Source organism: uncultured Oscillibacter sp., from assembly GCF_950073225.1.
Taxonomy (GTDB): Bacteria; Bacillota; Clostridia; order Oscillospirales; family Oscillospiraceae; genus Oscillibacter.
This window is the reverse complement of sequence record NZ_CATMPS010000001.1, coordinates 234173-246574: the sequence shown is the minus strand read 5'-3', so window position 1 is coordinate 246574 and position 12402 is coordinate 234173. Positions and strand designations below refer to the sequence as shown.

Below are 12402 nucleotides of genomic sequence, written 5' to 3'. Positions count from 1 at the left end.
GATGATTTCCTTCTTTCGTTTAAATTAAACTCGTTTGGAGTGTTTCACGTGAAACGGAGGAGTTGCTTTCTCCTCTCTCAGCCGGACGCCAGCAATGGCTGGAATATCTCCGCCAAAGCCTCTCCGGTTTCCCTGGAATCCGCCACCCAGAGGGTGAGATTCCGGCTGGAATAAGGGGAGTGGTACGTCCACTCGTCAATGAAAAATTGCACTTGGACATGGCCTCCACCCGGTTTGTACAGAGAGAATAGAATGTGCAGGTCCCCGTCATGGGTGACGCGGCCAGTGATGGTCCGCTCCGGTATAAGCTGGAGCAGAATATTCCAGGGCGGGCGGCGGAACCGAAGGGCTTCGATCGCTTCCAGGGCCGCGTCCCACTCCGGGTCCCCCGGGGAGAACCATTGAATGGGGGAGTCTCTGCCTTGTTCCCCCAGCTCCCGCAGGGAAATGTCTATGCTGTCCGGCTCCTTCATTCCAGGGGCCAGTGTGTAGATGTCCACAGGCCGGGAATACCACGCCGCCCATAAAACCAATGCCAAGGCGGCAGCCAGAGCCCTCCGGTGAGCCTTGATCCAAGTCATAGGCGTTCTTTTTCGGTTCATTGGCCTCCCCTTTCTGTCAGGAGGCGGCGCCGTCCGTTTCCTGAGCCTCCGCCTCCCGGGTTTCCACGGCTTCCTTCAGCTGGTGATAGCGCTCCCGGGGGGAAACGGTGAGGCCCAGCTCCCGCTCGGAGAGGGGGAGGTTGTCGCTGAGGCAGACCGCCAGGTCCTCTTCTTCCATGCGGTCGATGACCTTCCGGCAGTTCTCCAGGTTTTCCTGGCGGTAGAGCCGTTCCAGGGTGTAGAGATTCGCCAGGGCCTGGTACTGCCGGTTATAGGCCTCCCGCTCGCTGTCCCGCAGGCTGGCCTCCCGCTCCAGCTCCTCAATTTCGTCCTGGGCCTCCTCCAGCTCGTCCTGGAGGGTCAGCATCGTATCCTGCACGCTCCGCATGGCCGTGACGGAGCTCTGGAGCTCTCCGATGGCCTCCGTATTGCTCCGCTGGTGGGAGGCGAAGGACCAGGCCATCAGCAAAAAGGCCGCGATGAACAGGACCATGATATAGACCACCACCGGCTTCTTTCCCTTGGGGGTCAAATCCTCCTCCGGCTCCATGGGGCCGCCTTGACTTCGCTTTTCCAAATTCATGCCTCCGGTCCTTTCCGGCTGGTTTTCAGGAGGGCCAGGGCCTCCAGCAGGTCGTTCAGATCGTCCAGGCCGTAATATTCCAGCTCAATCCGGCCCTTCTTCCGGCCCGTGACGATTTTCACGCCCCTCCCCAGGCGGGAGGCCAGGGAGCGCTGGGCCTCGGCGGCGTAGTCCACTTCCTTGGGGGGCTCGGGAATCTCCGGCTCCTCCGCGGGTTCGGTAAGCAGCTTCTTGGCCAGGACCTCCGTCTGCCGGACGGAGAGCTGGCCCTGGACCACGGTTTCCGCCGCCTTGGTTTGCAGGGCGGGGGAGAGGGGAAGCAGGGCCCGGGCATGTCCGGCGGAGAGGCTTCCTTCCTCCACCAGCTTCCGCACGCCGGGCTGGAGGCCCAGAAGCCGCATGGCGTTGGCCACGGCGCTGCGGGACTTGCCCACCCGCCGGGCGGCCTCCTCCTGGGTCATGTGATAGGTTTGAATCAAAGACTGGTAGCCCGCGGCCTCCTCCATGGGGTTCAAATCCTCCCGCTGGAGGTTTTCTACCAATGCCAGCTCCGCCGCCTTCTGGTCGTCGGCCTCGATAACCACGGCGGGAATCTCCGTGAGGCCCGCCAGCCGGGCGGCCCGCCAGCGGCGCTCCCCGGCGATGATCTGGTAATAGCCGGAGGACAGCTTCCGCACCGTCAGGGGCTGAATGACCCCGTGCTCCCGGATGGAATCCGCCAGCTCCGCCAGCGCGTCCTCGTCAAAGAGCTTCCGGGGCTGGGCGGAATAGCTTTCCACCTGGGAAATGGGCAGGTACAGATTCCCGGCGGCTTCGGGTTTTAATACGTCGTCTCCCAGCAGGGCGCCCAACCCCCGGCCCAGGCCGGAGGGCTTTTTGTTTGCCATAACATGCACTCCTTTCAAAAAGGTGGTTTATTTCAGGAACTCCGCCGCAAAAGCCGCATAGGCGTCGGCCCCCCGGGAAGCCCGGTCGTAGGCGCTGATGGGCTTGCCGTGGCTGGGGGCCTCGGAAAGGCGGATGTTCCGGGGAATCACCGAGGCGTAGACCTTGCCGGGGAAGTAGTGCTTCACTTCCTCCGCCACCTGGAGAGAGAGGTTCGTCCGTCCGTCGAACATGGTCAGCAGCACCCCCTCCAGCTCCAGGGAGGGATTCAGGGACCGCCGCACCAGCCGGACGGTGTTCATCAAATCGGAAAGCCCCTCCAGGGCGAAGTACTCGCACTGCACCGGCACCAGAATGGAGTCCGCCGCGCACAGGGCGTTCAGCGTTAAAAGCTCCAGGGAGGGAGGGCAGTCGATGAGAATGAAGTCATAGTCCTCCCGCAGGGAGGAGAGGGCATCCTTCAGCAGGAATTCCCGCCGCTCCATGCCGATGAGCTCCACCCCCGCCCCCGCCAGGGCCTTGTTGGAGGGGAGCACGTCCCCGTAACGGGTGCGGGACACCGTCTCGGCGGCGGGCAGCTCCCCGATGACGGCGGAATAGACCCCCTTGGAAACCGTCTTGTCCACGCCCATGCCGGAAGTGGCGTTGGCCTGGGGGTCGAAGTCGCAGAGGAGGACTCTTTTTCCCGCCTCTGTCAAAGCGGCGGCCAGGTTCACACAGGTAGTGGTTTTCCCCACGCCGCCCTTTTGATTCACAACAGCGATGATTTTCGCCACAAGAACACCTACTTTCTTTCGAAATTTCATTATAACAAGGCTGTCCCGCCCTTGCAAGGCCAAAACCCACAATTTTCTGAAAATTTGGGGGAAGACGTAGAAAGTTTTATGTGAGACAAGAAGGGCCCGCCGAAAACGGCGGGCCCTTGGTGTTTCACGTGAAACAATCCTTTATTTCGATCGCCTCAGCCCCGGCCCAGCAGCCGGACGCTGTAGGGAGGGACGGGGGCCGTCTCTCCGGAAAGGCTCTCCCCGGTGCAAAGGTCCCGGAAGCCGCCCCCCGGCAGGGAGACGGTCCGCTCCTCCGGCCCGGCGTTTACCAGGGTGGCGGTGGCCTCGTCACAGGTTTCCCGGACATAGGCCAGCAGGGGGCCCTGGGCCTCCAGCCAGCGGAGTTCTCCCCGGCGCAGGGAAGCCCGGTCCTTCCGCAGCTGCCCCAGCCGGCGGAACCAGGCCAGAAGCGCCTGGTTTTCATGGCCCCAGGGATAGGTCCGGCGGTTGAAGGGGTCCGCCGCGCCCTCCATGCCGGCCTCGTCCCCGTAATAGACCATGGGGGAGCCGGGGAAGGTGAAGAGGATGGCCGCCGCCACATGGAGCCGCTCCAGGCCCGCCTCCCGCTGGACAGGGGAGAGGTGGAAGGTAGACTGGGCGTCCCGGCCCTCCGGCAGGGGGACGCCGCCCAGTACCGTGAGGACCCGGGGGGTATCGTGGGTGCCCAGGAAGTTCATGGCGGAGTAGAAGGCGGCGGGAGGGTAATTCTCCCGGATGGTCTCCATGGCCTCCTTGAAATCCTCCGCCGGGCCGTCCAGCAGGTAGTTCAGCAGGGCGGTGCGGAAGGGGTAGTTCATTACCCCGTGGAGCTCCTTCCCCTGGAGGTACTTCCGGCGGCGGGAGTAGGAGATCTTATTGCTGGCGTCCTCCCAGACCTCGCCAATGACCATGGCGTCGGGGTCCGTTTCCTCCACGGCGGCGCGGAGCTGTTCAATGAACTCGTCGGGGAGCTCGTCCGCCACATCCAGCCGCCAGCCAGAGGCCCCGGCCCGGAGCCAGCGCTTCACGATGGAATCCTGTCCGGTGATGATATAGTTTACGTAGTCCGGGCAGTCCTCCCGGACGTTGGGCAGGGTGCTGATGCCCCACCAGGCGTCATAGGACCCGGGCCAGTCGCTGAACTGGAACCAGTGGTAATAGGGGCTGTCCTGGCTCTGGGCCGCGCCCAGGGTGGGATAGAAGCCGTCGGCGTTGAAGTAGACGCTTTGGGAGCCGGTGTGGTTAAACACGCCGTCCAGCAAAACCCGGATGCCCTTTTCCCGGGCCATGGCGCAAAGGCGCGTGAAATCCTCCTCCGTGCCCAGCATGGGGTCGATTTTCGTATAGTCCGCCGTGTTGTAGCGGTGGTTGGAGGCGGACTCGAAAATGGGGCAGAAGTAAAGGGTGGTGACGCCCAGGGCCGCCAAGTCGTCCAGGTGGGCGGCCACGCCCGCCAGGGAGCCGCCGAAGAAGTCCCGGTTCTTCACCTCGCCGTCCTCCGGCCTCCAGGCGGGGAGGTCGTCCCAGTCCTGGTGCACCCAGCGCTCTCCAATAAGCCCCGCCGGGTCCGGGAGGTCCAAACGGCAGTAGCGGTCCGGGAAGATCTGATAGGTCACCCCCTCGCCGAACCAGGCGGGGGTGCGGCTCTCCTCATAGACGGTGAGCTGCCAGGGGACCGGCTCTCCCTCGCTGCGGTAGCCGGTCTTGTCCAAAAGACAGCCGGTGCCGTCGTCCCGCCAAAAGCGGAACCAGTACCACGCCAGCTCCGGCGTCTGGAAGGGGATGAGGGAGAGGGAGAAGACGGCCCGGTCCTCCTGAAAGCCGGTAAAGGGCAGCTCCGCCTCCATCTCGTGCCCGGCAAACTCCCGGCGGATGACGACGGAACAGTGGGTGAACCCCTCGCTGGAGAGGGGGCGGCAGGTGAGGGACCACTCCTTCCCGCAGAGGAGGGCGCCATAGGGCTGCTTGTACCGGGGATCGCGGGAGTCGAAGACGGAAGGTGTGTTCATGGGAAAAACTCCTTGTTTGTTAAAATAAGGGGTTCCAACAAATGACATTTTTTTACTGCTCGCTTTTCGGGGGAAAAAGGCCGGGGAAACCCGGCCTCTGTGGGGCCCGGTCCCCAGACCGGGCCATTGGGGCTGAGGGAGGAATGGCCTGACCGGGCCCCCGCAAGGGGGATGCGATATCCGTAAGCGGCAAAGCCGCTAAGGGATATCCAAGGGTCAGGCCCCACAAAGGACGTTTCACGTGAAACACTCCGCAGGGGCGGATACACAGGTCCGCCCCTACAGGGAAGCGGGACATCCGGTTAGGGCAAAAGCTGGTTCTCCCCGGTGATGGCAATGGTGTCCTCCGGGGGGGTGAAATAGGCGTTGAGGATGTTCACCGCCGTGGAGGCCAGAGCCGCGCCGGCGTCCGCCCGCTCAATGGCGATGGCGACCGCGATCTCCGGGTCGTCGTAAGGGGCGAAGCAGACGAAGACGCCGTGGTTTTTCGTGTCCGCCCGGACCTGGGAGGTGCCGGTCTTGGCCCCGGCGGAGACCACGCAGTTCCGGAAATAGGGGGAGAGAGTGCCCTCTACCAGGCCCTTCATGCCCTCCTTCACCGCCCGGAGGTTTTCGTCGCTGATGTCGATTTCGTTGATGGGCTCTGTGTTCCCCACGGCTACGACCTCCGAATTGTCATAGGTCTTGGCGGTTTTCAGCAAATGGGCCTGACAGTGCTTCCCGCCGGAAACCAGGGTGGCGACATAGTTGGCCAGCTGCAAGGGGGAGTAGAGCTGGTTGGACTGGCCGAAGGCCGCCCAGGGGGCCTGGTTCTGGCCCTGGGGGTTCTCCGGCAGGAGTCCGGCGGTCTCGGGAATCTCGATGCCCGTCTTTTCCCCCAGGCCGAACTGGACCAGGTATTTCCGAAGCCCCTCCATTTCCAGGCGGTAGCCCATTTCGGCGAAAAAGTAGTTGCAGGAGTTGGTAATGGCCCCGGTGACGTTCAGGTTCCCGTGGCCCGAGCGCTTCCAGCAGTTGGCGTAGCTGTTGGCCTCGTCCCCCGGGTAGCGCCAGGAGCCGGTGTCCTTGATTTTCTCGTTTAGGGTTACCTTCCCGTCCAGCAGGGCCGCCATGGCGGTAAAGGGCTTCAAGGTGGAGCCGGGGGGATATTTGCCCTCCGCGGCCCGGTTGAAGAGGGGGGCCTGCGGGTCGCTGCTGACGGCGACGTAGTTCTCTTCGGTCCGGCGGAAGGAAGCCAGATCATAGGAGGGATAGGAGGCCAGGGCCAGCACCTCGCCGGTGCCCACCCGCACCACCGCCGCCCCGGCGCCCCGCTTCTCGTCGCCGTCGGCGTTGAGGCGGGTGACGGTTTCCGCCAGGCAGTCTTCCACCTGGGACTGGAAATTGAGGTCGATGGTCAGCTCCACGGTGTTGCCGGGGACAGGCTCTGTGGAGTAGTATTCCCCGGTGACCTTTCCCTCGTCGTTGGTGGCCACCATGCGGCGGCCGTCCTTGCCCCGCAGGTACTCCTCAAAGGCCAGCTCCGCCCCCACCTTGCCGATAAGGTCGTCGTAGTCATAGCCCTTTTCCTTTAAAGAGGGGTAGTCGTCCTCAATGGTGATGCTGCTGACATAGCCCAGAATGTGGGCGGCATAGGGGGTCTCGTACTCCCGGACGGAGGAGAGGGTCACCTTGGCCCCGGCGTAGTTCCCGTCGCTGAGGAGGGAGATGAAGGGAGTGTCGATGTCCCGGGCCAGCACATAGGCCGCGTAGTTGTCCAGCTTCCGGACGGAAAGCTCGTACTGGACCCCCAGCACCATCCGGGCCTGGGTCATGGTGTAGTCCTCGGGGATGCCCAGCTCTCCCCGCATGGCGCCGATAAGCTGGGCGGGGGTGACGCCGGCGTCCATCAGCAAAGCCTCCGTCAGATCGTCGGGAATCAGGCGGTCCAGCAGGGCCTGGGCCCGCTTCTTGGGGGAGAGCTCCTCCATAGGCGCGGCCCCCTCCTCCGGCTCGGGCTCCGGGGTGGAGACCGCCTCCGGGTGGCGGAGGAGGTATTCCCCCAAAGCCTCGGCGCAGGGCTTGAGGGTCTTGAGGTAGGCGAGAAACAGCTTCTTCTGTTGTTTGTCCATCTGGTTCACGGTGTAGGCGTAGGGGGCCAGCCGGGAGATGGGGAGGTTGTCGCTCCAGGCCACGCCCTCCGCCTGGCAGAGCTGGACCAGGCGGAGAATGGCCTCGTTGCTGTCTTCCCCCGGGCGGAGGAGGTCCGCGTCGAAGGTCAAATCATAGGTGGAGCGGTTGGAGACCAGGGGCTTTCCGTTGCGGTCGGTGAGGATGCCCCGGGAGGCCTCCACCTTCTCCGACCGCACGATGGAGCGAATGGCCTTGGCGGCGTATTCATCGTGGTGGATGATCTGCACGTCGTAGAGCACGAAAAAGTAAGCGACCAATACCAGCACCAGGAGGGCGGTGAGCAGATAGAGGCGGGCATTTTGCATTTCCTTGCGGTCCATAGGGCGCCTTTCTATTTAGAAATCAGTCGTCGAAACGGGTTTTTCGGAAGACGGAGCGGTAAAGCAGCGTCAGCGGAATGACAAAGGGAGCGGCTGCGCAGAACTCCCGGACCATAACCAGGGCTCCGGCCTCCCAGGCGGCGGCGCCCTGCATCCAGAGAATCAGGCAGCGAAAGCTGCCGTGGAGCAGGAAGGCGGCGGCGGCGGAGACAAAGGAGCAGAGGAACCCGGCGGGGAGCCAGCTCTGGGACAGCAGCCCGGCGCAGAGGCCCGCCAGGGGGAAAATCAGGGTGTAGAGGCAGGGGACGGGGCCTGGCAGAAGCAGGTCGGAGACCAGGCCCACGCACAAGGAGAAAATGGACCCGGCAAGGGGCCCCTCATAGGTGGCGGGAATGGCCGCCAGAAGGGGATAGAGAAAGGGAAGGACTCCCCAAAATTCCAGCCGCTGGAGGAAGCCCGTCTGCACCAGCAGGCACAGGGCCGTGGCGGCGGCATACAGGGACCATTTGAAGATGGTTTCATTTCTCGCAATCATAAAAGAGCCTCCGCCCGTCAGGTGACAATTTCAAAGGACTTGATAACGAAAACCTCCGTCAGGGCGTCCAGGTCCGCCGCCGGGGCCAAGATGGCGTAGGAGGCCGCGCCGGAGTCGTCCACCTGGACTTGCTCCACAGAGCCGATGACCAGGCCGGAGGGATAGTAGCCGCCCAGGCCGGAGGTCACCACCACGTCCCCCGCCAGGGGGGCGCGGTCCGCCGGGAGGTATTCCAGCCGCAGGCGCTTTTCCCCCATCAAGGAGAAGTCCCCCCGGGCTATGCCTAAGTCCTTGGTCCGGAATATCTGAGCGCCCAAAGAGGTGTCCGTGTCCACCAGGGTCAGCACCGTGGACCAGTTGGTCCCCGCCTGGGAGACGACGCCCACCAGATTGCCGCACTCGTCAATGACGCAGTCCCCCGCCTCGACGCCCAGGGAGGTCCCCTTGTTCAGCGTCAGGGAAGAGGTCCAGTTGGTCACCGCGTGCTCCGTGACCATGCAGGCCTCGAAGTCCGTCAGGTCCCGGCGCTGCTTCGTCAGGTTCAAAAGCTCCCGGAGCTTGGCGTTCTCCTCCACGTCCGCCTTGGCCTGGCGGATGGTCTCCTCCATTTTGGCAATCTGCTGGCGGAGGGCGGCGTTTTCCGCCTGGAGATCCGTGGTGTCCTTATAATAATTTTGCAGGTCGTTGAACCAGTTGGCCACCGCCGTGTACCCGGCCCGGAAGGGGGAGACGATCATTCCCGTCAGGTTTTCCAGCGGGGAGGAATTGGCGCTGAGCACCGACATTACCGCCATGGCCACCGACAAAACGGCGGCGGCGAAAAGCACCCAGAGCCCATGCTGTTTCAGGAAATTTTTCAATCCAATCACCTATATAAAGGTCAAAGATAAGGAGGAAACAAGTTACAGCAGGGAAACGCCGAACCGCTCCAGCATCCGGGCAAGGCGAAGCACGGGGAGGCCCATGACGTTGAAGAAGTCTCCCTCCAGCCGCTCCACCAGCAGGGCCCCCCGGCCCTGGACCCCGTAGGCCCCGGCCTTGTCCATGGGCTCTCCGGTGGCGATGTAGCGGCGGAGCTCCTCCTCCGCGGCGGGGCGGAAGAAGACGTCCGTGGATTCCGTTTCCGTCAGCCGCCGGGTTCCCCGGCAGACGGAGACGCCGGTGCAGACGGTGTGCTTCCGTCCCTGAAGGGCGGTGAGCATTTCCAGGGCGTGGGCCTCGTCCCGGGGCTTGCCCAGGCGCTGCTCGTCCAGGAAAACCATGGTGTCCGCCGTAATGACAATGTCCTCCGGCCCGCAGAGCCCGGCGGCGGCCTCCGCCTTCTCCCGGGAGATGTAGGAGACTACCTCCTGGGGGGACAGCCCCTCGGGAAAGTTTTCCTCCACCTCCGGCACCCGGACCACAAAGTCCGTCACGCCGATGCGCTCCAAAAGCTCCCGCCGCCGGGGAGAGCCGGAGGCCAGTACAATGTTAGACATAAGCTATACCCTCAATCGCAATCATGATAGCAATCCGCCGGGCCGCCAAGGGCGGCGGCCCCCGCGAATCCCTGTAGGGGCCGGCCCCCTGGCCGGCCCGTCAGCCTTTCAAGAAACGTTACGTTCCGGTGGAGCCGAAGCCGCCCCGGTCGGGGCCCTCCAGCCGCTCCACCCGGGTAAAGACCAGGGGGGGCTGGTTCTCCACAATGCGGAATTGGCAAAGCCGGGTGTTTTTCGGGATGCGCACATCCCGGGTGGCGTAGGCGGGCCAGCGCCATTGATCCCCGTCCCCCCGGTAGGAGCCGTCCACCACGCCCATGGAGTTGGCCTGCAGCAATCCGTAATTTTTAAAGGTGGAGCTCCGGGGAACCACATGGGCCTCGTACCCCTCCGGCAGGGCCACGGCAATGCCCAGGGGAATCAGGCAAAACTCCCCGGCCTTCAGGGCCACGTCCTCCGCCGCCCGCAGATCCACCCAGTCGGACCCGGGGACACAGCAAAGCTCTTCCAGGTCCTCCACAAAATATTTGACCTTAACTTCCTTGCTCTCTCTCATCTTAACGCTCCTGTGCAATTCTATTTTGTAGCATTTTGCCGAAAATCAACGGTTTGTATTCACTCCACACCCCGCTGATACAGCCCCCGGGTGAATTCCCCGGCGGCGGGCGCGCCCTCCTGATAGGCCCGGCAGAGGCGGGCGCAGTCCTCCGGGCTCTCCGTTGTAAAGCGCAGGCGGGCGTAGCAAAGGCCCAATTGCCGCCAGTCCGGCCGGTCCGCCAGGTAGAGGGGACGACTGTTCTGCACCTCCGTCCGGTGGCCGAAGGCGGGGAGGAGGGGGAAGGCCGCGCCGGTGCGGTCGTTCAGAAAATTGGGCCGGTCACAGCGGCAGCCGGCGCTGTTTTGAATCAGGCAGTTCTCCGTAATCATCAGGGGAAGCCGCCCGTAGACAATGGCCTCCGCCGGAAGAATTTTTTTCATGTCCCGAATCTGGGAAAAGCGGAGCTCGAAGGAAAGACAGGCGGATTCCAGCCCCTTCTCCCGGAGATAGTCCAGGGAACGGCTGTTGAAGACGTTCAGACCGTAGTCCCCATAGAGCCGCCAGCCGCCGTCCCGGGCCAGGGGAAAGTGGCCCAGGTTTCCCAGCAGCAGCCCGGAAGCCCCCAGGGCCCGGGCCTTGTCCAGCCAGCGGCGGAGCAGGTCCTCGTCCCGGTCCCGCCAGACCCGGGGAAGGATCGCGCAGTACTCCGCCTCCGTCTCCGGCAGGGAAGGCACGTCCGCCAGCAGCTCCAGAGGCAGATACACCCGGGCGGGCCGGAGGTCCAAAACGCCCCCCGTCAGCTGGGCGGCAGTAAGCAGGGAAACCGTAAACCGGGGCTCCTCCTGAGAGCGGTCCTGCTCCGGCAGGGGAGGCGGGGGGAAGTGCTCCCGCCGCTCCGGCGGCTGGGACCGGGCGGCGCTGAGAGCCTCCAAAGCCTCCCGCCGCAAGGCGTTCACCGCGGCGGCGGAGAGGGACAGGCCGGGGTCTGCATATGCGTCTACACGCGCACAGCGGTAGGGGGTCCCCCCGGTTTTGCTCAGCCGGGCGGCCAGGTCCTCCGGCGTCAGGGCCCGGTTCCGGGCGGCCTCCGGCAGAGGCCCGGAGACGGTGACGGCGCGGCCCTCCGGATCTTCCGCCGTGAGAAGGCAGGGCTTTCCCGCCTCCACCCGGCAGGTAAAGCGGACGGGAACCCGGCCCTCCTCCCGGCGGGGGGCTTCCACAGCGGGGGCGGCCTCCGCATTCTCCGGGCGGAAGCCCAGCATCTCCGGACCCTTCGTCCCCCGCCAATAGGCGTCGGTGAAGCCGGAGCGGGAAAAGGCCCGCTCCAGGGTTTCCCGCTCCTGGGCCGTGGGCCTCCGCCCCTCCTCCAGAAGCCGGGCGTAGACGCCCGTCACGGCGGCCACATAGCCGGGGCGGCGCATCCGCCCCTCGATTTTCAGGCAGGAGACTCCCATCTCCGCCATCTCCCCCAGGTGATCCGCCATGCAGGAGTCCTTAAGGCTCAGGGGCCGCTGATTCTTCGCCGCCTCGTTCACCCCGTAGGGCAGGCGGCAGGGCTGGGCGCAGCGCCCCCGGTTGCCGGATCGCCCGCCAATCAGGGCGCTCATGGCGCACTGGCCGGAGTAGCACATGCACAGCGCCCCGTGGACAAAGGCTTCCACCTGGGCGGGGCAGCTTGCGCAGATCGCCGCCGTCTCCTCCTTGGAGCACTCCCGGGCCAGCACCACCCGCTCACAGCCGTCCGCGGCAATCTCACAGGCCCCGCCGGAGGTGAAGACGCTCATCTGGGTGCTGGCGTGAAGGGGCAGGTCCGGCAGAGTGCGCCGGAGCAAGTCAAAAAGGCCCCAGTCCTGGACCAGCACCGCGTCCACCCCCAGCCGGGAGGCGGTCCGGGCGGTTTCCAGAGCCTCGGGCAGCTCCCGGTCCGACAGGAGGATGTTCAAGGTGAGAAAGACCCGGACCCCCCGGACATGGCACCAGGCCACCGCCTGGGCAAACTCCTCCTGGGAAAAGTTCTGAGCCCCCCGGCGGGCGTTGAAGGCCCCCCAGCCCAGGTATACGGCCCCGGCGCCGCCCTCCGCGGCGGCCCGCAGGGCCTCCGGCGATCCGGCGGGGGCCAGCAGCTCCGGCCTCACTTAGAGCCCCGGCTGTCCAGGCGCTGCTGGAGGCGGACCACCTCCCGCTTCAGCTCGCTGACCTGGCTCTGGGCCTTCCCGGCCTCGTCCAGGTAGCCCTTAATCTGGCGGCGGAGCTGCTCGGCAACGGCCTGGGCCTTGAAGAGCTCGTCGGCGATGTTGGCGGCGGTGAGGACGGCGGCATCGGTTTTGCCCACCCGGGTGCTGTTGAGCACTTCGTCCATTTTGTCGCCTACGTACGCGCCCACCTTCTGCATGTAGGAGGGGGACTCCTCCGCCACAAAGGTGTAGTCCTCTCCGCAGATGGTCACAACGACTCGGTTTGCCATAAAAGAGACC

General features: G+C 64.7%; 12 protein-coding genes. All 12 read right to left on the bottom strand.

From position 1 onward, the window contains the following. Positions 1-77 precede the first annotated feature (77 nt). The 12 genes from Q1M04_RS01180 to Q1M04_RS01125 all read right to left on the bottom strand — a co-directional run bounded on the left by Q1M04_RS01180 (position 78) and on the right by Q1M04_RS01125 (position 12392). On the bottom strand, positions 78-602 hold the full coding sequence (locus tag Q1M04_RS01180; RefSeq protein ID WP_297996441.1) for a hypothetical protein: 525 nt from the start codon (positions 600-602) through the stop codon (positions 78-80). 16 nt (positions 603-618) lie between these two features. Further along, positions 619-1179 carry a hypothetical protein gene (locus Q1M04_RS01175; RefSeq protein ID WP_297293994.1) on the bottom strand — a complete coding sequence of 187 codons (561 nt, stop codon included), beginning with the start codon at positions 1177-1179 and terminating at the stop codon, positions 619-621. 2 nt (positions 1180-1181) lie between these two features. Further along, complete coding sequence (locus Q1M04_RS01170; protein ID WP_293279740.1) at positions 1182-2072, bottom strand: ParB/RepB/Spo0J family partition protein; 891 nt, start codon at positions 2070-2072, stop codon at positions 1182-1184. A gap of 27 nt (positions 2073-2099) precedes the next feature. Then, positions 2100-2846 carry a ParA family protein gene (locus Q1M04_RS01165; RefSeq protein WP_297996444.1) on the bottom strand — a complete coding sequence of 249 codons (747 nt, stop codon included), beginning with the start codon at positions 2844-2846 and terminating at the stop codon, positions 2100-2102. A gap of 185 nt (positions 2847-3031) precedes the next feature. Next, entirely contained in the window at positions 3032-4885 is a 1854-nt protein-coding gene (locus Q1M04_RS01160) for a glycoside hydrolase family 13 protein (RefSeq protein WP_297996446.1), read from the bottom strand. Positions 4886-5187: 302 nt separating this feature from the next. Next, positions 5188-7377: a penicillin-binding transpeptidase domain-containing protein gene (locus Q1M04_RS01155; protein ID WP_297996449.1), complete on the bottom strand. Its 2190-nt coding sequence runs from the start codon at positions 7375-7377 to the stop codon at positions 5188-5190. 22 nt (positions 7378-7399) lie between these two features. After that, positions 7400-7912: a hypothetical protein gene (locus Q1M04_RS01150; RefSeq protein ID WP_297996451.1), complete on the bottom strand. Its 513-nt coding sequence runs from the start codon at positions 7910-7912 to the stop codon at positions 7400-7402. A 17-nt stretch (positions 7913-7929) separates the two neighbouring features. Next, entirely contained in the window at positions 7930-8781 is an 852-nt protein-coding gene (mreC, locus tag Q1M04_RS01145) for a rod shape-determining protein MreC (RefSeq protein ID WP_300446215.1), read from the bottom strand. A gap of 33 nt (positions 8782-8814) precedes the next feature. Further along, positions 8815-9390 (bottom strand): nucleoside triphosphate pyrophosphatase, encoded by a 576-nt coding sequence (locus tag Q1M04_RS01140; protein ID WP_295755376.1) that lies wholly within the window; start codon positions 9388-9390, stop codon positions 8815-8817. A 118-nt stretch (positions 9391-9508) separates the two neighbouring features. Further along, on the bottom strand, positions 9509-9946 hold the full coding sequence (locus Q1M04_RS01135) for a dUTP diphosphatase (RefSeq protein WP_295755378.1): 438 nt from the start codon (positions 9944-9946) through the stop codon (positions 9509-9511). 59 nt (positions 9947-10005) lie between these two features. Then, positions 10006-12063 carry a U32 family peptidase gene (locus tag Q1M04_RS01130; protein ID WP_297996454.1) on the bottom strand — a complete coding sequence of 686 codons (2058 nt, stop codon included), beginning with the start codon at positions 12061-12063 and terminating at the stop codon, positions 10006-10008. After that, complete coding sequence (locus tag Q1M04_RS01125; protein WP_297996457.1) at positions 12060-12392, bottom strand: cell division protein ZapA; 333 nt, start codon at positions 12390-12392, stop codon at positions 12060-12062. The genes Q1M04_RS01130 and Q1M04_RS01125 overlap by 4 nt, the downstream gene beginning before the upstream one ends. Positions 12393-12402 lie beyond the last annotated feature (10 nt).